The sequence below is a fragment of the Streptomyces sp. NPDC085900 genome (genome assembly GCF_044540925.1).
GTDB lineage: Bacteria > Actinomycetota > Actinomycetes > Streptomycetales > Streptomycetaceae > Streptomyces > Streptomyces gilvifuscus.
In genome coordinates this window covers 116230-137675 of record NZ_JBITSP010000014.1, presented here as the reverse complement: position 1 = coordinate 137675, position 21446 = coordinate 116230, and the positions used below count along the sequence as shown (strand labels likewise).

At 70.6% G+C, this 21446-nt stretch carries 19 protein-coding genes; 7 read left to right on the top strand and 12 right to left on the bottom strand.

The genetic code is table 11. From position 1 onward, the window contains the following. Nucleotides 1-21: 21 nt before the first annotated feature. Nucleotides 22-525 (bottom strand): GNAT family N-acetyltransferase, encoded by a 504-nt coding sequence (locus ACIGDI_RS36835; protein ID WP_399906213.1) that lies wholly within the window; start codon nt 523-525, stop codon nt 22-24. Beyond that, nucleotides 522-1517: a GlxA family transcriptional regulator gene (locus tag ACIGDI_RS36830; RefSeq protein WP_399906210.1), complete on the bottom strand. Its 996-nt coding sequence runs from the start codon at nt 1515-1517 to the stop codon at nt 522-524. Before ACIGDI_RS36830 ends, ACIGDI_RS36835 begins: the two co-directional genes overlap by 4 nt. Nucleotides 1518-1587: 70 nt before the next feature. On the opposite strand from ACIGDI_RS36830, the gene ACIGDI_RS36825 reads away from it, so the two are divergent. Further along, complete coding sequence (locus ACIGDI_RS36825) at nt 1588-2961, top strand: MFS transporter (RefSeq protein WP_399906208.1); 1374 nt, start codon at nt 1588-1590, stop codon at nt 2959-2961. A 102-nt stretch (nt 2962-3063) separates the two neighbouring features. On the opposite strand, the gene ACIGDI_RS36820 is transcribed toward ACIGDI_RS36825, so the two are convergent. Next, on the bottom strand, nt 3064-3672 hold the full coding sequence (locus tag ACIGDI_RS36820; protein WP_399906205.1) for a DUF1349 domain-containing protein: 609 nt from the start codon (nt 3670-3672) through the stop codon (nt 3064-3066). A 26-nt stretch (nt 3673-3698) separates the two neighbouring features. After that, the gene (locus ACIGDI_RS36815) at nt 3699-5228 is read right to left on the bottom strand and encodes an aldehyde dehydrogenase (NADP(+)) (RefSeq protein ID WP_399906202.1); all 1530 of its coding nucleotides are present in this window, start codon (nt 5226-5228) and stop codon (nt 3699-3701) included. Between the two features lie 130 nt (nt 5229-5358). Here ACIGDI_RS36815 and ACIGDI_RS36810 point away from each other — a divergent pair, with 130 nt between their 5' ends. The 3 genes from ACIGDI_RS36810 (at nt 5359) to ACIGDI_RS36800 (ending at nt 8147) form a co-directional block, all read left to right on the top strand. Next, complete coding sequence (locus tag ACIGDI_RS36810) at nt 5359-6132, top strand: IclR family transcriptional regulator (protein WP_200700460.1); 774 nt, start codon at nt 5359-5361, stop codon at nt 6130-6132. Between the two features lie 18 nt (nt 6133-6150). Further along, a complete protein-coding gene (locus ACIGDI_RS36805) occupies nt 6151-6621 on the top strand; it encodes a GNAT family N-acetyltransferase (protein ID WP_399906199.1) in 471 nt (156 codons plus the stop codon). A gap of 74 nt (nt 6622-6695) precedes the next feature. Then, on the top strand, nt 6696-8147 hold the full coding sequence (locus tag ACIGDI_RS36800; protein WP_399906196.1) for a peptidoglycan D,D-transpeptidase FtsI family protein: 1452 nt from the start codon (nt 6696-6698) through the stop codon (nt 8145-8147). 57 nt (nt 8148-8204) lie between these two features. On the opposite strand, the gene ACIGDI_RS36795 is transcribed toward ACIGDI_RS36800, so the two are convergent. After that, a complete protein-coding gene (locus tag ACIGDI_RS36795) occupies nt 8205-9665 on the bottom strand; it encodes an NCS2 family permease (protein WP_399906193.1) in 1461 nt (486 codons plus the stop codon). Between the two features lie 231 nt (nt 9666-9896). On the opposite strand from ACIGDI_RS36795, the gene ACIGDI_RS36790 reads away from it, so the two are divergent. The 3 genes from ACIGDI_RS36790 (at nt 9897) to ACIGDI_RS36780 (ending at nt 13854) form a co-directional block, all read left to right on the top strand. Beyond that, nucleotides 9897-10463: a SigE family RNA polymerase sigma factor gene (locus tag ACIGDI_RS36790; RefSeq protein WP_399906190.1), complete on the top strand. Its 567-nt coding sequence runs from the start codon at nt 9897-9899 to the stop codon at nt 10461-10463. Further along, on the top strand, nt 10460-11305 hold the full coding sequence (locus ACIGDI_RS36785) for a hypothetical protein (protein WP_399906187.1): 846 nt from the start codon (nt 10460-10462) through the stop codon (nt 11303-11305). The genes ACIGDI_RS36790 and ACIGDI_RS36785 overlap by 4 nt, the downstream gene beginning before the upstream one ends. 341 nt (nt 11306-11646) lie before the next feature. Then, nucleotides 11647-13854: a family 43 glycosylhydrolase gene (locus ACIGDI_RS36780; RefSeq protein WP_399906186.1), complete on the top strand. Its 2208-nt coding sequence runs from the start codon at nt 11647-11649 to the stop codon at nt 13852-13854. Here ACIGDI_RS36780 and ACIGDI_RS36775 read toward each other — a convergent pair. The 7 genes from ACIGDI_RS36775 to ACIGDI_RS36745 all read right to left on the bottom strand — a co-directional run bounded on the left by ACIGDI_RS36775 (nt 13851) and on the right by ACIGDI_RS36745 (nt 21379). Next, nucleotides 13851-14648 (bottom strand): HAD family acid phosphatase, encoded by a 798-nt coding sequence (locus ACIGDI_RS36775; protein ID WP_399906183.1) that lies wholly within the window; start codon nt 14646-14648, stop codon nt 13851-13853. The genes ACIGDI_RS36780 and ACIGDI_RS36775 overlap by 4 nt on opposite strands. A gap of 109 nt (nt 14649-14757) precedes the next feature. After that, the gene (locus ACIGDI_RS36770; RefSeq protein ID WP_399906180.1) at nt 14758-15870 is read right to left on the bottom strand and encodes a chondroitinase-B domain-containing protein; all 1113 of its coding nucleotides are present in this window, start codon (nt 15868-15870) and stop codon (nt 14758-14760) included. Nucleotides 15871-15907: 37 nt separating this feature from the next. Continuing rightward, nucleotides 15908-17068 (bottom strand): dienelactone hydrolase family protein, encoded by a 1161-nt coding sequence (locus ACIGDI_RS36765; protein WP_399906177.1) that lies wholly within the window; start codon nt 17066-17068, stop codon nt 15908-15910. Beyond that, entirely contained in the window at nt 17055-18083 is a 1029-nt protein-coding gene (locus tag ACIGDI_RS36760) for a pectinesterase family protein (protein ID WP_399906175.1), read from the bottom strand. The genes ACIGDI_RS36765 and ACIGDI_RS36760 overlap by 14 nt, the downstream gene beginning before the upstream one ends. Before the next feature lies 1 nt (nt 18084). Further along, a complete protein-coding gene (locus tag ACIGDI_RS36755; protein ID WP_399906172.1) occupies nt 18085-19209 on the bottom strand; it encodes a pectinesterase family protein in 1125 nt (374 codons plus the stop codon). A gap of 69 nt (nt 19210-19278) precedes the next feature. Further along, nucleotides 19279-20589, bottom strand: coding sequence for a polysaccharide lyase family 1 protein (locus ACIGDI_RS36750; RefSeq protein WP_399906169.1), 1311 nt, complete (start codon nt 20587-20589; stop codon nt 19279-19281). A gap of 13 nt (nt 20590-20602) precedes the next feature. Next, nucleotides 20603-21379, bottom strand: a complete 777-nt coding sequence (locus tag ACIGDI_RS36745; RefSeq protein WP_399906166.1) for a rhamnogalacturonan acetylesterase — start codon at nt 21377-21379, stop codon at nt 20603-20605. Nucleotides 21380-21446 lie beyond the last annotated feature (67 nt).

Sequence of the window (21446 nt, the reverse complement as noted above, 5' to 3'; positions counted from 1 at the left end):
TGAACGTTCAAGCAGCCGGGATCATTCCCCCGTGACCGCGTACCGCAGGAACAGGTGGTGGTCCCCCTCGGCCGGCGGGTGCCCGGGGTCCGCGACCCAGCCCTGTCGGGCGTAGAAGGCCTGGGCGCGGCGGTTGTCCACGTGTACGTCGAGGACGGCCACGCGGCGCCCGTCGGCCTGCCACTGCTCGGCGCAGGCGGTGTGCAGGGCCGTACCGACGCCACGGCGCCAGGCGTCGGGGTCCACGTGGAACTGGTAGAGCTTGACCGTTTCAGCGCCGGCGTCCGGCGGGGTGCGGAAGGAGGCGACGGCGACGATGCGGCCCTGCTCGACGAGGCAGAGCACCTGGCCGTCCGGCCGCGTGATGGCACCGCGCCAGGCGGCGAGCCAGTCGGTGCCGTCCTCGGGGACGCCGGCCGGGTAGTAGGTCGCCCGGGCGCGCGCGTGCAGCGCGGTGACGGCCTCGGCCTCGGCGGGCAGCACCGTGCGGATCACCCGGGCGCCCATGACTCGGTCACTGATCATGCAGCGGAGGACGTGTCCGCGGAAGCCGTGGTTCCCAGGCGGCTGAACTGCGTCCGGTACGCGCTCGGCGTCAGACCGGTGCGGCGGACCACGTGGGCGCGCAGCGAGTCGGCGGTGCCCAGGCCGCTGGCGCGGGCCACCTGGTCCATGGGGAGCGTGGTGGTCTCCAGCAACTCCTTAGCGCGCTCGATGCGCTGGTGCAGCAGCCACTGCAGCGGGCTGACGCCGCTCTCGGCGTGGAAGCGGCGGGTGAGGGTCCGTACCGAGACGCCCGCGTGGCGGGCCAGGTCGGTGAGGGTGAGGGGCTTGTCGAGGTTGCGCATGGCCCAGCCCCGGGTGTCGGCGCAGGCTTCGCCGCGCTCCGGGGGCAGCGGGGTGTGCGTGAACTGCGTCTGGCCGCCGGGCCGTACGGGCGCGACGAGGGCGCGCCGGGCGACCTCGTTGGCGACGGCGGCGCCGTAGTCGGTGCGGATGACGTGCAGGCAGAGGTCGATGCCGGCGGCGTAGCCGGAGGAGGTGACGTACGGGCCGTCCTGGACGTAGAGGACGTCACCCTGGAGGTCGACCCGCGGGTAGCGCCTGCGCAGTTCCTCGGCGTGCGCCCAGTACGTCGTCGCCCTGCGGCCCTCCAGCAGCCCCGCCTCGGCGAGCTGGAAGGCGCCGGTGCACAGGGAGGCGACGCGTTTGCCGTCGGCGGCCGCCTCCTTGACGGCGGCCACGATCCGCGGGTCGGGCTCGTACGGCGCCCCGGTGCCGGCGACGATCACCGTGTCCGTCTCCCGCACGGCGTCGAGGCCGCGGCGGACGTACAGGTCGAGCCCGCCGCTGGTGGGCACCGGTCCCGGCTCGGCGGCGCAGATGACCACCTCGTAGCCGGGCCGGCCGTCCACCTCGACCTTGCCGAACAGCAGCTCGGGGATGGCGAGGTTGAACATCGACACGGGCGAGGGCGCGATCACGGCGATGCGGTGCGGGGCGAGCGGCTGGGGCATGGCCAGAACCTCCGGTTCCCTGTCGTTCAGGCCACTACTGTACGACGCCGAAGATCCGCACCATGGACGCATGACGACGAACCGGACCCTGGAGGGCGACGAACTCGCCCCTGTCACAAGCGAGTTGACGATGGAGGCCAGGAAATCCTCGCCCTCGCTCACCCTCACCGCCGCCCTTCTCGGCTTCGCGCTGATCTGCCTCGACGCGTCCGTGGTGAACGTGGCCCTGCCCGCGATCGGCTCCTCCCTGGGCGCCGGGATGTCCGGCCTGCAGTGGGTCGTCGACGCCTACACGCTGCCGTTCGCCGCGCTGATGCTGTCCACCGGGGCCTTCTCGGACCGCACCGGAGCGAGCCGCGCGTTCGCGCTGGGCACCGGCGTCTTCACGCTCGCCTCGGTCGCCTGCGGGCTGGCGCCGAACCTGCCGGCGCTGATCGGCGCCCGGGTGGTGCAGGGCCTGGCGGCCGCCGTGGTGCTTCCGGCCTCGCTGGCGCTGGTGCGGCAGGCGTTCCCGGAGCCGGCGCGGCGGGCGCGGGCGGTGGCGACGTGGGCCGCGGGCGGGTCGGCGGCGGTGGCGCTGGGGCCGGTGGCGGGCGGCCTGCTGACCACGGCGTGGGACTGGCGCGGGATCTTCTTCGTCAACCTGCCGGTGGGGGCGCTGATCCTGGCGCTGCTCCTGCGGGCCCCGCGCTCCGAGCGCCGGCCGGCCCCGCTGGACCTGCCGGGGCAGGCGACGGCGGTGGTGGCGCTCACGGGTGTGACGTTCGCGGTGATCGAGGGGGGCACGGCGGGCTGGGCGGCCCTGGCGGTGGCTCTGCTCGCGGGCGTCGCGTTCTTCCGGATCGAGGCGCGCAGCCCGCACCCGGTGGTCCCGCTCGGCCTGTTCCGCGACCGGACGGTGGCCGTGACGGTCGCGGCGGGATCGGCGGTCAGCGTCGCCTTCTACAGCGTGGTGTTCGTCTTCTCGCTCTTCTTCCAGCAGGTCCAGGGGCTGTCGGCGCTGCGGGCCGGGCTGGCCTTCCTGCCCATGACCGGCCTGATCGCGGTGACGAACGTGGTCGCGGGCAAGGTCGCGGGGCGGTACGGGGCGAGGGCGCCGATGCTGGTGGGGCAGGCGCTCGCCGTCACGGGTCTGCTCCTCCTGCTGTACGTCGACGCCGGCACGTCCTCGGTTCTGACGGCCGTGCTGCTCGTGCCGCTGGCGCTGGGGTGCGCGCTGACGGTGCCGCCGCTGACGGCGGCGATGATGGACGCGGTGCCGGTGGAGCGGGCGGGGCTCGCGGCGGGGATGCTGAACGCCGCGCGGCAGGTGGCCGGGGGGTTGGGGATCGCGGTGTTCGGGTCGCTGGTGGCGGGTGGGTTCGTCGGCGGGATGAGGATGGCGTTGCTGATCAGTGCGGGGGCGCTGGCGCTGACCTGGGCGGCTACCTTGCGGTTGCGGTGAGTGCTGGGGGCTGCGCCCCCAGACCCCCCTACGGCCCTGAAGGGGCCTTGTCCTCAAACGCCGGACGGGCTGAATCAGCGGGTCGGCGTCCAAGAGAGCAGGTCAGCTGCCGTCCCTCAGGTCCGCCGGCCAGTGGGGGCGGAACTCTATGTGGTCGTAGGTGACCACGCAGCCCTCGCCCATCGGGGACTGGGTCATGAAGCCGACCAGGGCCGCGTCCGTCTCCTTCTCGCCGCCCAGGGTGAACAGGCGGACGAAGGTCCAGCGTTCGCCGTCGCGGGAGGCGTGGAAGGCGAAGGCGCGGCCGGTGCGGCTGAGCCGCAGCCACACCGAACTGCCGTCCACGGTGAAGGAGTTGGCGTCGTCGGAGTGGCCCCGGGTGACCACCGTGCAGACGGTGGGCACGTCCGGGGAGTACTCCAGGCACAGCTTGGCCCAGGCCCGCTCGCCGACATGGACGTAGAGGACCCCCGCGTCGAACGCCCCCGCGAAACCGACCGTGACCCGGGCGATCAGCTGGAAGTCCCCCTCGGGCCAGCCCAGCAACCGCGGGGCGTCGGAGGCGGGTTCCAGCGCCTCCCCGGTGGGCGGCACGAACCGGTCCTGCCGGGGTCCGGCCCAGCCGGTGAGCACACCGCCCTCGTACGACCAGTTGCCCTCGGGGCCGTATGTGCGCAGGGCGAAGGGGAGTTCGGGAAGTTCGACGTCCATCCGGCGATTGTGTCAGGTGGGCCCGTTCACCGTTCCAGTCGGCCGTTGAACCGACGCGGCAGACCGAGCGGGTTGTCGTCCCGCAGCTCGGGGGGAAGCAGCGCCTCGGGCGCCCCCTGGTACACCACCGGCCGCATCCACCGCTCGATGGCCGTACCGCCGACGGACGTCGAGGTCGAGGTGGTCGCCGGGTACGGTCCGCCGTGGTGCTGGGCCGGCGCCACCGCGACGCCCGTCGGCCAGCCGTTGACCAGCACGCGGCCGGCCAGCGGCGTCAGCTCCGCCAGGATCTCCGCGCCGCGTCCCTCGCCCGCGGCCTCCTCCGCCGACAGGTGAACCGTCGCCGTGAGGTTGCCGGGCAGGCGCGAGAGGACGGCCTGGACCTGGGCGTCGTCGTCGTAGCGGACGACGACCGTCACCGGGCCGAAGCACTCCTCCAGGAGCAGGTCGTACGCGCCCTCCTCGGTCAGCTTGTCGGCCGCCACGGTCAGGAAGCCGGCGCTCACCGTGTGCTCGCCGCCCGATCCGGGCGTCACCGGCGACTCCACGTCCGGCAGCTCGGCGCGCTCGGCGACCCCGGCGATGAAGTTGTCCCGCATGCGGTGGTCCAGGAGCACCCCGGCGTCCGTGTCGCTCACGGCGTCGGTCAGCGACTTCAGGAAGCGGTCGCCGGCCGCGCTCGCCGGAGCCAGCACCAGGCCCGGCTTCACGCAGAACTGCCCGACGCCGAGGGTCATGGAGCCGGCCAGGCCCGCGCCGATGGCCTCCGCGCGTTCGGCGGCCGCGGCCTCCGTGACGACGACGGGGTTCAGGGAGCCCAGCTCGCCGTGGAAGGGGATCGGCACCGGCCGCGCGGCCGCCGCGTCGAACAGGGCGCGGCCGCCCTTGACGGAGCCGGTGAAGCCGGCCGCCGACACCAGTGGGTGCCTGACCAGCTCGATGCCCGCCTCGAAGCCGTGCACCAGGCCGACGACTCCGTCGGGGATGCCGTGCGCGGCGGCGGCCCGGCGCAGCACCTTGGCGACCAGCTCGGACAGGGCCGGGTGGTCGGGGTGGGCCTTGACGACGACCGGGCAGCCCGCGCCGAGCGCGCTCGCGGTGTCGCCGCCGGCGACGGAGAAGGCGAAGGGGAAGTTGGAGGCCGAGTAGACGGCCACCACGCCCAGCGGCACCTTGTAGCGGCGCAGGTCCGGGATCGGGGGCGTCGCGGTGTCGTCGGGGTGGTTGATGATCACGTCGAGGAAGGCGCCCTCGTCGACGATGTCGGCGAAGGCCCGCAGCTGGAAGCAGGTGCGGGCGAGCTCGCCGGTGAGCCGGACCGGGCCGAGCGCGGTCTCCGCGTCCGCGGTCTCCACGAGCCAGTCCTTGGCCGACTCCAGCTGCTCGGCGGCGGTGCGCAGGAAGGCCGCGCGGACGGCGCGGTCGGCGAGGGAGGCGCGTGCCGCGTGGGCGGCGCGGACGGCGGCGTCGACCTCCTGGGCTGTGGCCTCCACCGCAACCTGTTCACGCTGCTTCCCGGTTCGGGGGTCGACACTCCAGACTGGTGCTGCTGCCACCGCGGATCCCTCCAGGTGTATCAGGGTCATTCACCAGGGTCGTTCGATATACTGAACGCTGTCTCTGATGATGAATATGCTGTTGGAGACTATAACTTCGGTTTCTCGTCCAACGAAGGGGTCAGGGGCGATGGCGGCAGCCGAGACAGGCGGCGGGGCGCAGGTCAAGTCCGCGGTGCGAACCGTTGAATTGCTCGAGTACTTCGCCGGCAGCCCCGGCATGCACTCCCTGGCATCGGTCCAGGAGGCCGTCGGATATCCCAAGTCCAGCCTCTACATGCTCCTGCGCACGCTGGTGGAGCTGGGCTGGGTGGAGACCGACGCGACGGGCACGCGGTACGGCATCGGGGTGCGGGCGCTGCTGGTGGGCACCTCGTACATCGACGGCGACGAGGTGGTCGCCGCGGCCCGCCCGACACTGGACCGCCTCTCGGACGACACCACCGAGACCATCCACCTGGCGCGGCTGGACGGCACGAACGTCGTGTACCTCGCCACCCGCCAGTCCCAGCACTACCTGCGGCCCTTCACCCGGGTCGGCCGCCGCCTCCCGGCGCACTCCACCTCGCTCGGCAAGGCGATCCTCGCCACGTACTCCGACGAGCAGGTCCGCAAGATGCTCCCCGAGACGCTGCCCGCCCTGACCGAGAACACGATCACCGACCGGGAGAAGCTCATCGAGGAGCTGCACCAGGTGCGGGAGCAGGGCTTCGCCGTCGACCGCGAGGAGAACACGCTGGGCCTGCGCTGCTTCGGTGTCGCCATCCCCTACCGCACGCCGGCGCGCGACGCGATCAGCTGCTCGGTGCCGGTGGCCCGGCTGACACCGGCGCACGAACAGCTGGTCAAGGACGCCCTGTTCGACGCCCGCGACCGGCTCACCCTGGCGACCCGGCGGCTGTGACCCCTAGCCTCTGGGTTCATGGACGTCGTACTGCGCGAAGTGCACGACAGTGATCTGCCCGTCTTCTTTCGGCAGATGAACGACCCCGAGGCCCTGCACATGGCCGCCTTCACCCCGAAGGACCCCGCCGACCGGGACGCCTTCGACGCCCACTGGAAACGTATCCGGGCCGGCGGGGACGTGCTGCGCACGGTCCTGGTGGACGGTGACGTGGTGGGCAGCGCGGCGGTGTACGGGGATCCGGGCGAGCGCGAGGTCACCTACTGGGTGGACCGGGCGTACTGGGGACGGGGCGTGGCCACGGCCGCGCTGCGGGAGCTGCTGGCCGAGGTGCCGGAGCGGCCGCTGTACGCGCGCGCCGCGGCGGACAACGCCGCCTCACGGCGGGTGCTGGAGAAGTGCGGGTTCCGGCTGACGGCGCGGGCCACGGGGTTCGCGAACGCCCGGGGCGAGGAGATCGACGAGGTCGTGCTCACCCTGGAGGCGTGAGGTTCATGAGCACCCGATGAGAAAACGGCGGGAAGGGAACGTCACGCCCCTTCCCGCTCGTCTTCACGTTCGCGATGAACAAGACGATCAGGCGGACCTCCGTCTTCGTGCTGCTGCTCGTGTTCGCCCTGCTGATCAGGGCGACCTGGGTGCAGTACTACGACGGCAAGGCCCTAGCGGACGACAAGTACAACCGGCGCAACGTGATCGAGACGTACGCGGAGCCGCTCGGCAACATCATCGTGGCCGGACGCTCGGTCACCGGTTCGGCGCGGACGAAGAGCGGCGACCTCGCGTACAAGCGCACGTACAAGGACGGCAGGCTGTACGCGGCGGTGACGGGCTACGCCTCGCAGGCGTACGCCCCCACCCAGCTGGAGGGCATCTACCAGGACCTGCTCAACGGCACGGACAACCGGCTGAAGACCGTGATGGACACGGTCACCGACAAGCGCGCCGAGCCCGGTGACGTGGTCACGACGATCGACCCGGACGTGCAGAAGGCGGCGTACGACGCGCTCGGCGCCAAGAAGGGCGCGGCCGTCGCGATCGACCCGAAGACGGGGAAGATCCTCGCGGTCGTCTCCACGCCGTCGTACGACCCGACATCGCTGACGGACGCCAACTCGGCGGCATCGGCCTGGAAGAAGCTCAACGCCGACCCGGACAAGCCGCTGACCAACCGGGCGCTGCGCCAGCCGCTGCCGCCGGGTTCGACGTTCAAGCTGGTCGTGGCGGCGGCCGCGCTGGAGGACGGCCTGTACTCGTCCGTGGACGCCAGGACCGACAGCCCCGACCCGTACACCCTGCCGGGCACCACCCGCGACCTGTCCAACGAGAACCCGAACGCGCCCTGCGAGAACGCCTCGATCCGCACCGCGCTGGAGTACTCCTGCAACAACGTCTTCGCGAAGATGGCCGTCAAGCTGGGCCAGGACAAGGTGCGGGCGATGGCCGAGAAGTTCGGCTTCAACGACGACAGCCAGGACGTGCCGGTGCGGGCGTACACCAGCGTCTACCCGTCCGACATGAACGAGTCCTCCACCGCCCTGACCGGCATCGGCCAGTACGACGTCACCGCCACCCCGCTGCAGATGGCCATGGTGTCCGCCGCGATCGCCAACGGCGGCAAGCTGGTCTCGCCGCACATGGTCTCGCAGATCACCGACGGCGGCGGCGACGTGCTCAAGAACTACGACGACAGCGCCGGCACCAAGGAGATCGTCAGCTCCTCGACCGCCGAGCAGCTGCAGTCGGCCATGCAGACGGTCGTGGAGAAGGGCACCGGCACCAACGCCCAGATCTCCGGCGTGACGGTCGGCGGCAAGACGGGCACGGCCCAGCACGGCGAGAACAACAGCCAGACGCCCTACGCCTGGTTCACGTCCTACGGCAAGGCCGGCGGCAAGGAGGTCGCCGTGGCGGTCGTGGTCGAGCAGTCGGACGCGGCGCGGTCCGAGGTCAGCGGCAACGGGCTGGCCGCCCCGGTCGCGAAGGCCATGATGCAGGCGGCGTTGAAGAACTGACGGGACTGCGCGACCAGCCACGACGGAGCCGCACCTGGCCGCGCAGCGTCCCTCACTTCACTTGACCCCGAGGATCTGCTCCACCGGATCGATCGCGAAGTACACCAGGAACAGCGCCGACACCCCCCACAGCAGCCAGTGCACGTCCCGCGCCTTGCCCAGCACCGTCTTGATGAGGACGTAGGCGAGGAAGCCCGCGCCGATGCCGTCGGTGATGGAGTAGGTGAACGGCATGACGGCGATGGTCAGGAAGGCCGGGATGGCGATCTCGTACCGGTCCCAGTCGATGTGCTTGACGTGGGTCATCATCAGGAAGCCGACCGCGATCAGCGCGGGCGCCGCGGCCTGCAGCGGGACGATGGTCAGCAGCGGCGTGAGGAACAGCGCCAGTCCGAACAGACCGCCGGTGATCAGGTTCGCGAAGCCGGTGCGCGCCCCCTCGCCGACGCCGGCCGCCGACTCGATGTAGGCGGTGTTGGAGGAGGCCGAGCCCAGGCCGCCGGCCACGGCCGCCGCGCCGTCGATGAACAGCACGCGCCCGATCCCCGGCACCTGGCCCCTCTCGTCCAGCAGTCCGGCCTCCGCGCTGATGCCGACGATGGTGCCCATGGCGTCGAAGAAGTCCGACAGGATCAGGGTGAAGACCAGCAGTACGGCGGTGAGGATGCCGGCCTTCGCGAAGCCGCCGAACAGGCTGAAGTGGCCGATCAGTCCGAAGTCCGGGGCGGCGACGATCTTGTCCGGCAGCTTGGGGGTGGTCAGGCCCCAGCTCTTGACGTCGGCGACGGCGTTGATGACGATCGCGACGACCGTCATGGTGACGATGCTGATCAGGATCGCGCCCTTCACCCTGCGCGCGAGCAGCGCGATGGTGAGCAGCACGCCGAGGCAGAAGACCAGCACGGGCCAGCCGGTGAGCCGGCCCACGGCGCCCAGCTGCACCGGCACGGTGGTGTTCGCGGCGTCCGGGATCCGGCTGACGAACCCGGCGTCGACGAAACCGATGAAGGCGATGAACAGGCCGATGCCGACACCGATGGCCTGCTTCAGCTGATGCGGGATCGCGTTCATGATCGCTTCGCGAAGCCCGGTGAGGACCAGGACGCAGATCAGGATGCCTTCGAGGACGACCAGACCCATCGCGTCGGGCCAGCTCATCAGCGGGGCCAGCTGGAAGGCCACGACGGCGTTGAGGCCGAGGCCGGCCGCGATGGCGAGCGGGAGGTTGCCGCCGACGCCCATGATGATCGTCATGACGCAGGCCACCAGGGCGGTGGCGGTGACGAGTTGGCCGGTGTCGAGCTGGTGGCCGAACTTGTCCTTCGCGCTGCCGAGGATGATGGGATTCAGGACAAGGATGTAGGCCATGGTGAAGAACGTGGCGAAGCCGCCGCGTATCTCCCGGCCGAAGCCGGATCCCCGCTCGGAGATCCGGAAGAACCGGTCGACGCCGTTCGCCGCTGGTGGCGCGCTGGTCGGCCGGTCGGTGGCCTGTTGAGGGTCCTTCGTGTCGGACATGGGCGGGTGCTCCTCGGTACCTGATCGGACGGGTGCGGATGCTGGCTGGATTGTTCCCGCGTCGAACGCGTTTCAGGTTTTCTCCGTGTTACGGAATCGACCGGCCCGTCACACCATGTTCGAAGACCCGTACGAGGGCCGGTAGTCGAACGCTGCTACGCTTCCGGATCTCGACCGGGGCACTCCGGATGATCACATGTCATTCACATGACACGCACAGAGAGGTCGCCCGTGGGCACTGTCGTCGACGACGCAGCCTCCGTGGAGTTCCATGACTTCTTCGAACGGCACTACGCCGAACTCTCCCGTCTCGCCCACCTGCTGACCGGCGAGGCCGACGCCGCTGACGACCTGGCGGCCGACGCGCTGCTCGCCCTGTGGCACCGCTGGGACCGGGTGCGCGCCGCGGACCACCCGGTCGCCTATGCCCGCGGAGTCGTCGCCAACCTCGCCCGCACCCGCATCCGCAGCGCCGTCCGCGAACGCCGGCGCGTCTCGCTGTTCTGGTCGCAGCGCGAGGAGAAGACGGAGAACCCCGACGTCGCGGGCGTCATAGACGTCCAGGAGGCCCTGCGCAGGCTGCCGTTCCGGAAACGGGCGTGCGTGGTGCTGCGGCACGCCTTCGACCTGTCGGAGAAGGACACCGCGCTCGCCCTGGGTGTTTCCGTGGGTACGGTTAAGTCCCAGACGTCCAAGGGGATGGCCGAACTGCAGAAGGTCCTCGGCTCCCGGGGTGGCCCACAGAAGGTGCACGCGGCGATGGCGCGCGGCGGCGAGACCGGAGGAACGGCGCGATGAGGCAGCAGGACGTGCACGACGAGTTGCGCGCCCGGCTGCACGAGGCGGCCGGGGCGCACGAGCCCGACCGGGCCCGCATGCTGGCGAGGATCGAGCGGGGCATGAGCCCCGAGGCGGACCGTGCCGGGCACCGGGCGACGCGGCCGCCGGTGTGGGGCTGGGTACGCGTGGTGGGTGCCACGACGGCGGTCGCGGGCATGCTCGCGGTCGGCGGTTACGCGGTGGCGTCCGCGGTGAAGGACGACACTCCCCCGCAGCAGCAGACGGTAGCGGTGTCCCCGACGCCCACGCCGTCGCCGGACGCGACGAGCCGGGCGCCCGTACCGCCGGTGCAACCGGCCCCGAGCCGAACGCCCGGCACCCATCGGCCGAGCGGCACCCCCTCCCCGACGAAGCCCTCCGTCACCGTGCTGCCGTCCGCCGGCGGCGAGAGCGACGGCCCGCTGTGGTCGGACGGTTCGGTGGACCCGCACAGCAACGACTTCTGGGCGCAGAGCAATGTCACCCTCAAGACCAGTGCCCGACTCACGTCCCTCACCGTGCAGTTGAAGGTCGCGCAGACCGGTGGAGTGAGCAACGCGGGCGCCTGGCGCTCGCTGCCGGAACAGGACTTCGATTTCACCGTCGGCGAGCGGGACGGCTCTCTGGTGTACACCTGGACGCTCAAGGCGGGCCGTACGGTCCCCGAGGGCGAGTGGGTGTTCGCCGCTCAGTACAACCACCAGCGCGGCGGCCGGGACGCCAGGGACGACGGCTACACGGTCCGGGCGACGGCCGACGGCGAACAGCGCGCTGTGGGAGGCGACTTCGCGGCGCACACGAGCGGCGCGGGCGGCTCATGACGCCCGCGCGCCACGGTTGCCCACGGTGACACAACCTCACCTCCCCTTTCGACGTCCCTAGTAGTGCGTAAGGACGGACGAAGGACGGTATGACGTCCTCAGTGGACCTGCTGACCTGAGCCCCCCTCGGTCAGCAGCCGCCGACAGAGCCCCCCTCGTCGGCGACAGGAACGCCCCGCCGGTGACGACCGGCGGGGCGTTCGTCGGTCCGAACATGGGTTCATCGAAAGTTTCGTCGGCGTCCTGCCCATCCCTACCGGTTGACGCGCTGTTTCCCACTGGGAACACTCCGAAGGCGCGCAACACCCAACAGAAACCCCCACACCCCGACAGGATCGCCGATGCGCCCCAGAGCCGTGCTCGTCGTCTGCCTCGCCCTCCTCCTCGGCCTGTTCACCGCACCACCCGGTACCGCCCACTCAGGAGCCCCGCCCGTGAAACACCCCGCGTACGCCGGCTATCTCTTCGCCTACTTCACGGGCGAGGGCACCGCCGACGGCGAACAGATCCGTTACGCCCTGAGCCGGGGCAACGACCCGCTGCACTGGCGTGAGCTGAACCAGGGCAAGCCGGTGCTGACGTCGACGATCGGCGAGAAGGGGCTGCGCGACCCGTTCGTCATCCGCTCCCCCAAGGGCGACAAGTTCTACCTCATCGCCACCGACCTGCGGATGTACCGGAACAGCAGCGGCAGTTGGGACCAGGTCCAACGGCACGGCAGCAAATCGATCATGATCTGGGAGTCCACCGACCTGGTCCACTGGACCGACCAGCGGCTGGTGAAGGTGGCCCCCGACAACGCGGGCAACACCTGGGCGCCGGAGGCCTACTGGGACGACTCGCTCGGCGAGTACGTCGTCTTCTGGGCGTCGAAGCTGTACGCCGACGACGACCCCGAGCACACCGGCGACCAGTACAACCGCATGATGTACGCGACCACCGAGGACTTCCGCACCTTCAGCGCGCCCAAGGTCTGGGACGACCCGGGGTACTCGGTGATCGACTCGACGGTGATCAAGTACAGGGACACGTACTACCGCTACACCAAGGACGAGCGGAACCCGTCCTCCGACTCCCCCTGCTCGAAGTTCATCACCGCGGAGAAGTCGACGAGCCTGACGTCGGCGAAGTACGACTTCGTCTCCGACTGCATCGGCAGCGGCTCGATCGCCCGCGGCGAGGGGCCGACGGTCTTCCGGTCCAACACCGAGAAGAAGTGGTACCTGTTCATCGACGAGTACGGCGAGCGCGGCTACGTCCCGTTCGAGACCACCGACCTCGACTCGGGCAAGTGGACGATGTCGAAGAACTACCAGCTGCCCGCGAGCCCGAGGCACGGCACGGTGATGCCGGTGACGCAGAAGGAGTACGACCGGCTGCTGGCCGCCTACCCGAGCACCCCCACCTCGGTCATGGACGCCACGGCGAAGGACCAGAAGGGGTATGCCGTCGTCACCGACGGCGCGTCGAAGGTCGTGCTGCCCATGGAGCCCGACGCCGACCTCGCGCACCTCGCGCACCTCGCGCCGAGGATCGCGGTCGCCCAGGGCGCGACCATCACTCCCGAGTCCGGTGCGCACCGCGACTTCCGCACCCCGCAGACGTACACCGTGACCGCCGCCGACGGCACGAGCCGCACCTGGACGGTCGAGGCCGTCCGCACCCGGAGCCCGATCCTGCCCGGCCTGAACGCCGACCCGGACGTGGCCTATCTGGACGGCCGGTACTGGATCTATCCGACGACGGACGGCAACCAGGGGTGGGGCAGCACGAGTTTCAAGGCGTACTCCTCCCGCGACCTGGTCCACTGGAAGGACCACGGCGTCGTGCTGGACCTCGGTCCGGACGTCTCCTGGGCGGACAAGTACGCGTGGGCGCCCGCGATCGCCGAGCGCGACGGCAAGTACTACTTCTACTTCTGCGCCGAGCAGCAGATAGGCGTCGCGGTCGCCGACTCCCCGGCCGGCCCGTTCAAGGACGCCCTCGGCAAACCCCTGGTGGCGAAGGGCGGTTCGCTCCAGGGCCAGATGATCGACCCGGCCGTCTTCACGGACGACGACGGGACGTCGTATCTCTACTGGGGCAACGGACACGGGTACGTGGTCCCGCTGAACGACGACATGACGTCGTACGACCCGGCGAAGGTGAAGGACATCACCCCGGCCGGCTTCCGCGAGGGTTCCTTCGTGGTCAAGCGGAAGGGCACGTACTACTTCACCTGGTCCGAGGACGACACCCGCAGCGAGAACTACCACGTCGCCTACGCGACGGGACCGTCCCCGCTCGGCCCGTGGACCGAGCGGGGGACGATCCTGTCGAAGCGTCCCGAGTACGGGATCCTCGGCACCGGCCACCACTCCGTGGTGAACGTGCCCGGCACCGACGACTGGTACATCGTCTACCACCGGTTCGCCCTCGCCGGGCCGGGAAGGCCCGGCGGCGACGGCATGCACCGGGAGACGACCGTCGACCGGCTGTGGTTCGCCGCGGACGGTACCCTTCAGGCGGTCGTGCCGACCCTGGAGTCGATCAGGCCGGTGAGGGACTAGCTGACGAAGTACGTCGGGTTCGGCAGCTTGTACGTGCGGTCGGCGTAGCCGCCGTCCAGGTCCGAGTACTGGTCGCCGAAGTTGGCGACGATGTCGTACCCGAGGTCGTCCTCGATGTGCTCGCGCGTGCCGGACTTGTACTGCACGGTCGTGCAGGTCCAGGTGCCGGGCGTGGCGCAGGAGGACAGGTAGGCCGGCGGGTCGGCCTTGTCCTTGAGGAACATGTGGTCGGCGTCGAGGTTCACATCGGCGCCGATCTTCTTCAGGTTCTCGACGGCGGCGGTGCGCTGGGCCTCGCTCAGACCGGAGTTGTAGAAGACCTCGACGCCCTTGGACTCGGCGTAGCGGACCAGCTCGGCGCTGCCGAAGACGCCCGGGCGGTCCGCCCTGTTCACGTAGTCGGCCCAAGTGGTCGGGTTGTAGGTGTAGTTGTAGCGCTTCTCGTAGTCCAGGCTGAGCAGCAGCGTGTCGTCGATGTCGAAGACGACGGCCGGCTTCTCGCCGCGGTGGTGGGCCTTGCGGGCCGCCTGGTCGATGTACTTGTGGGCGGCGGCGTCGATGTGCGCCAGGTCCTGGGCGTACGGGCTGTCCGGGGACGCCTGGTAGACGCCGTTGGCGTCCGCCGTGGTGCCGTAGTAGGTGTCGATGTCCTTCACCAGGAGCCCGATGTTGTAGGGCTCGTGGGTGGAGTTGGCCGTGGACTGTCCGGCCGTCGCCGCACCGGCGCCGTAGAGGGCGCCGCCGGAGAGGGCACACGCTGCGGCGATCGCCGCGATACGCAGTGGCTTATGCATGACAGGTTTCTACGCGCGTCACCCCCGCGGGCGCGAGACCCGTTGCCCGATCGATACCTCGATCGGAGGCAAAAAACGGGTCAAGCGCCCCGGACGGGCAGGTTCCGGATCAGTTCATCGTCGCTCCGATGGTGGAGCTCCCCGTCGTCAGGAAGGTCGTCGCGGGCAGGGAGCCGTCGGACTGGCGGGAGTTGTAGACGCTCATCGCGTCCGTGGACTTGAAGGCCGGGGTGGAGATGCCGGAGTCCCAGTTGTTGCCGGCCGAGGTGACCGAGGAGCCCTTGCTCACCGAGCCGCCCGCGTTGCTCACGGCCAGGTTCTTGCCGAGCTTCGCCGCGCCGGTGGCGAAGTAGTAGCCCCACTTGGCGTTGGCGTAGGCCGTTGTGCGGTTGATGACGATCGCGCCGGTGTTGGAGTTCTCGGTGAAGCCGTTGCCGGCGTTGTCCCAGGCCGCGGAGTTGTTGACCACGTGGGCGACCGTGGGCCCGTTGCCGCCCAGCTTGTAGCCGTTGCCGTTGCCCTCGAAGGCGCTGTCGCCCCAGCGGTTCTTGCCGTTGCCGAAGGACCAGGTGTGCTCGATGGTGACCGGCGAGGAGAACGACCAGAGGTCGATGCCGTCGTCCGAGTTGTTGTACAGGCGCGCACCGGTGACCAGGTTGCCGGTGCCGGAGCCGAACTTGATGGCGACGCCGTCGGCGTTCTGGCCGTGGGTGGCGGCGTCGTAGTTGCCGTAACTGTCCAGGTTCTTCACGGTGTTGGCGACCGTGCCGTCGCCGGTCAGGGTGAAGCCGGAGTCGCCGCCGTTGATGGTCTTGACGTTGTTCCAGTTGGTGCCGGTGCAGGACTGGCAGACCACCGCGCTGTCCGGGGAGTTCTGGAAGGTGATGCTGGAGACGTTCCAGTAGTCCGCGGTCAGCTTGAAGATCCAGGAGCCCGAGGGCAGCGAGGACCCGTCGATCTTGACGGTCTCCGAGCCGTACGCGGTGAGCGTGATGGGCGACGAGGAGGTGCCGTTGGCCGTGGACTGGAGGGTGGCCGTCGGGTAGTAGGTGCCGCCGCGTACCTGGATGACCGTGCCTGCGGTGGCGTTCTTGATGGCGTTGGACAGGTCGGTGGAGTTGCTGACGACCAGGGTGGCGGCCTGCGCCCGGGTGGGCAGGACGGCGAGGCCCGCGCTCAGGACGAGGGCGGCGAGGGTGGCGAGTGCGGTACGACGAGACATGGAGAGCGGTCCTTTTCTCGTGCGAGTGGGGGACGGTTCACAGGACGGCGTCGAGCCAGCCGAAGACCTCGTCCTGCATGGGCTGTGTGAAGACGTGGCCGAGGCCCGGCCAGGTCTCGGTGCGCAGCCGCTCCTCGGCGTGGCGGGAGGCCCACACGGCGCGCAGCCTGGCGTAGGCGGCCCGGACGCCGTCGGCGGGGAACAGCGGATCCTGCTCGCCGTCGAGGAAGAACATCGGCCTGGGGGCGGCGATGCTCGCCACGTCGGGGATGTCGAGGTGCCGGGCGAGGCCGGGGTGGAGCATGTAGTACGACGACTGCCCGCGCAGCGTGTTGTTGCCGGGCACCATCATTTCCTTCAGGCCGGTCATCCAGCAGACGGCGGCGCTAGCCGCGATGTCGTCGCTGAGCGCGGCCGTCTGCCAGGCCCGGTAGCCGCCCATGGAGAAGCCGACGGCGGCCACGCGCCGGGCGTCGACCCGGTCGAGACCGGCCAGGAACCGGGCGGCGCGGGCGTCCTCGCGGGCCATGAGTCCGGCGAGCGAGGAGCCGAGGTTGTAGAAGTTGGAGGCGAGGGCCTGCTGCTGGTCGTAGGCGAGGGGCCCGCGGTCGCCCCAGCCGAGCGCGTCCGCGCACAGCACGACATAGCCGCGGCGGGCCAGTTCGTCGCCGACGAACCGCCCGCTGAAGTACTTCTCCGCCCACGCCTCGGCGGAGGCGAGCCGGGTGTCGTCGTACCAGGGACGGACGAGTTTCTCCTTGCCGATGTCGAACCGGGCGCCGTGGTCGTGCAGCAGGAGCACGGCGGGGAACGGGCCGGGCCCGTCCGGGGTGAGCAGGGCGGCGCGGACCCGCTCGTAGCGGGTGAGGGAGAGGGTGACCAGCTCGCGTGCGTAGCCGTCGCCGCGGGAGGACTCCCGGTGGTCGGGTGCGTACGGCGTCCCGTCCTGCCGTGGGACGAGGAGGTGCTCCTCGACCGTGGCGCGGGCGGCCCGCCGCCAGGCCCGGAAGTCACGGAGGGGCGAAGTGCCCCAGGCGAGCGGGAAGTTCAGCTCGTCCTTGAGGGCCTGGTGGAAGTCGGGGAGGTTGCCGTCGACGAGGTCCGCGGCCCGGGCGGTGCCCGGGGCCGTGCCGAGGAGGGCCGCCGCGGCGGCCCCCGTGACGAAGGTCCGGCGGTTCGGCGGCTCAGCCCTGGACACGGGGACGCCAGTCGCCGAGGTAGGTCCGCCTTGTATGCGCCCGGGCCTCTTCCGGGGTGAGCTGGGGCCGGTTCTCCGGCACCGTGATCGCCGCGCCGGGACCGGAGTCGGCGTATTCGTGGAAACGCATGGACTGCCAGGGATAGGCGTCGCGCATGTTGGTGTAGGGGGCGACCGGATCGATGCCGGGCCCGATCCAGGTGTCCCGGACGACCAGGGACGGCCAGGCGGTCGTCTCGTACGACGGCACCCAGGGCCGTGCCAGCTTGTACGCCCCGTCCTCCGCGCCGGAGGTGATCCGGGAGCGGACGGCGAGGATGCCGTGCGGGTTGGCGCGGGCGGTGGAGGGGGCGAAGACCATGCCCTTGGGGGTGAAGGCGACGTCCCGCGCCAGCGCGTGGAAGTGGCAGCGCTCGAACACCGCCGTCGCCCGCCCGAAGACGAAGTCGACGTCGCCCTCGATGTGGCAGCGGGAGAAGTACTGCCGGTCGAAGGCGTCCAGCGCGGTCGTGTCGACGAAGAGGGTGTCCTGGTGGGCGAGCAGCCGGACGTTGTCGAAGTGGGTGCGGTCGCCGTAGGTGCAGGCGGCCACCGCCTGGGTGCCGGTGATGTCGGGGTGGTCGGCGCGCAGCCAGTCGTTGGCGAGGGTGAGGTCGCGGACGGTCAGGCCGGGGGCCGCGGAGGTGAAGGTGGCGGAGCCCGCGGTGCCGTAGGTGGTGCCGTCGGGTTTCTTGGTGCCGTTGGCGTGGTCGAAGACGATGACGGTGTCGCGCGGGTCGCCGGTGGCCCCGCGGATCGTCAGGTCCGCCTTGTCGGCGGGGACGGCGACGACCTCGCGGTACGTCCCCGGGTGCACGACGACGGTCCGGCCGGGTCCGTCCACCGCGTCGACGGCCGCCTGGACGCTGTCGCCGGGGCGGACGTGCAGGGTCCGGCCGCCGCCGGCGAAGGCGGGCGTGGTGCCCGCGGTCACGAGGCCGGCGGCGATGCCGGTCAGAAGGGTGCGCCGGCGCATCTCAGCGGCCCTCCTTCCAGGGCGTCCAGTCGCCGAGGTAGGCCTCGCGGGTCGCCGACGCGGCCTGTTCGTCGGTGAGTTGGGGGCGGCTGGCGGGGACCAGGACGACGGCGCCGGGGCCGGTGTTGCGGTACTCGGCGAACCGCTGGTTCTGCCACGGGTAGGTGTCGGACATGTTTGCGTAGGGCGCGGCCGCGTCGATGCCGGGGCCGAGGTGGGTGTCGCGGACGGTGAGCATCGGGCGGGCGGTGGTGTCGGAGCCGGGCACCCAGGGTCGGGCCAGCTTGTACGAGCCGTCCGGGGCCTCGCTGCTCACCCGGCTCCCGGTCACCAGGTAGCCGTGCGGATCGGCGGCCGCCGTGGAGGGCGCGAAGACGAAGCCGTAGGGGGCGGCCGCCAGGTCGGTGCGGTTCAGGGTGCGGAAGTGGCACCGGTCGTAGACGGCCGTGGCCCGCCCGAAGACGAAGTCGACGTCGCCCTCGACGTAGCAGTGCGCGTAGTACTGGCGGGCGAAGGTGCCGAGCGCCATCGAGTCGGCGTACAGGGTGTCCTGGTGGCCGAGGAAGCGGCAGTGGGTGAACGAACTCCGGTCGCCCTGCACCTTGATGGCGACCGCCTGGGTGCCGGTGATGTCCGGGTGGTCGGCGCGCAGCCAGTCGTTGGCGAAGGTGATCCAGCGGGCGGTGAAGCCGTCGCCCTGGACGGTGGTGGTGGCGGATCCGGTGGTGCCGTAGGTGCCGCCGCCGGGCTTGGGGGTGCCGTTGGCGTGGTCGTAGACGATCACGACGTCCCGGGGGTCCTCCGAGGCGCCGAGCCAGGTGGCCTCCGTGCGGGTGGCGTCGAGGAGGACGGTCTCCCGGTACGTCCCGGGCGCGATGACCAGCGTCCGGCCGCTGCCGGTCGCGGCGGTCACGGCGGCCTGGACGGAGGTGAAGTCGCCCCGTCCGTGCGGGTCGACGTACAGGGTCTGCGGGGTCAGGCGGCGGTCCGGCGAACCGTACCGGCCGAAGGGGCAGGCCCGCGCGACGGCTCGGGCGGGGGCGGTGCCGAGGCCGAGCGAGGCGGCCGCCCCGGCACCGGCGAGAAGGAAGCCTCTTCTGGAAAGGGGGAGTTGCGGCGAGGGCATAAGAGTGGTCCTTCGCAGTGCGGCTCTGGGGAACGGGGACCGGGGCGGGGTGCGCCCCGGCCCGGTGGGTCAGCGCAGCTTGCCCGCGCCGGCGCAGTGGTCGACGATCCCGGGGACGGCCCTGGCCGGGTCGACCCTCGTGCGCAGGGTGGGCGTCCAGCCGGCGCCCGACTGGAGGATCTCCGTGGGTACTTGGGCGTTGTGGACGGCGATCAGGTCGGTGAGCTCACCGTTGACGTAGTTGTCGTCGGCGGTCAGCGGGGCCTCCTTCCACTTCTTCAGGATCGAACCGGCCTTGGCCCCTTCGGGCAGCGTGAACGCGTTGTGTTCGGCGACGAGTTGGGACTCCATGCCGATGCCGTAGCTGTAGGAGTAGCCGTCGCCCGCGACGAAGTGGTTGTTGTAGGAGTCCACTTGGCCGAACCGCACCCGGGGCGCGCGCTCGACGAGGTTCGAGAACAGGTTGTGGTGGAAGGTGACCTTCAGATGCCCCCGGTCCACCGCGGCCGTCGAGGCGCTGTCGCTGTTGCCGATGAGGATCGTCTTGTCGTGGTCCTCGAAGACGTTCCAGGAGGCGGTGACGTAGTCGGCGCCCTTGACGATGTCGAGCTCGCCGTCGTGCTGCTCGAAGATCCGGCCGTAGTAGTACGGCAGCGTGCTGTCCGGGTGGGCGCCGTCGGTGAAGGTGTCGTGGTCCATCCACACGTGGGTGGAGCCGTAGATGACCGCGCTGTCGTACTCGGAGTTCCAGTTGCCGTCGGCGGTGTCGGTGGGGTCCCACTGCGGGAAGCAGTCGAGCGGGCTCTCCAGGCTCAGGTTGCGGACGATGACGTTGTCGACGCCCTTGATCTGCAGGCTGGCGCCCTTGAAACCGGCGTCCTTGCCGATGCCGATGATCGTGGTGTTGGCCGGGACGTTCGCCTTGATGTAGGCGTCCTGAGCGGCCTGTGAGGCACGGCGCAGGCCCTCGGGGCTGTCGTCCGGCTCGCCGTCCAGGTTCTTGTCGCGGCCCCAGACGGCGGGGTCGTAGGTCTTCAGATAGGTGTCGAAGTCGTACCCCGGCGCCTCGAAGGAGGCGCAGCCGGGCCCGTCCGCGTCGATGGTGCCCTTCACCTTGATGATCTTCGGTTGGTTGCCGCCGTCGGCCAGGGCGGCCTTGAATCCGGCCCAGTCGGTGACGGTGTGGACGTGCGCGGCGTCGGCGGCGGCGCCACCGGTGGTGCCGGTGCCGGCGGCGGCCCAGCCGTCGTTCGCGGGCAGCACCTGCCGGTCCGGTGCGGGCCGGTGGGCGGCCTGGGCGGTCCCGGTGACCGCCAGCACGAGGGCGGTGCAGCCCACGACCGTCGTTATGACACGTCCATGACATTTCTGTGTACGCACTGTGCGGTTCTCCTCAGCTTGCGGGTGGCCAGGTGATCCACGAGGTGGGGACGGACTCGTGCAGCCGGATGACGTCGTGCCGGGCCAGCACCCGGGTGCGCAGCAGCTCCTGCGCCACGAGCCGGGCCACGGCGATGGCCCCCGGCGGGTTGAAGTGCGTGTTGTCCTGCTCGGTGTCCGTCCAGTTGAAGTACGTCTTCGTCGCCTCGACCCCGAGCGACTGCCACAACGCCAGCGACAGCGCCTCGATGTCGAGCAGCGGCACCCGCTCCTGCCGGGCGAGCGCCCGCATCGCCGCGGGGTAGTCGCCGTGGGTGGGCACGGCGTTGCCGTTCGCGTCGAAGCGGCGCCGCTCGACGGGCGTCGCCAGCACGGGTTGCGCCCTGTGGGCCCGCGCGCCCTCGACGTACTGCCGCAGGTAGTCCTGGTACGTCGTCCAGGGCTCCGTGTACCGGGTGGGGTCCTCGCTCTTCTCGTCGTTGTGCGCGAACTGGACGACCAGCAGATCGTGCGGCCGTATCGTGCCGAGAATGGCGTCGAGCCGTCCCTCGTCCACGAAACTCTTCGAACTGCGCCCGTTCACGGCCTGGTTGGAGACGACGACGTCTTTCCGCAGAAAGAAGGGGAGCGCCATTCCCCACCCCGTCTCGGGTGCCGCGTCGGCGTATTTCTGGGCGGCGGTGGAATCACCGGCGATGTAGAGAGTGCGCGGCTTGTTCTCGGGGGAACGCCCGACGAGCGGAACGACACCCACAGCGGCCGCGGTGACCTGCCTACGGGTAAGCGACAAGACCCTTCACCTTTCCCACGTCCAGGGGCGCGGGGAACTGCGCGACCAGCCACGACCGACCCGCAGT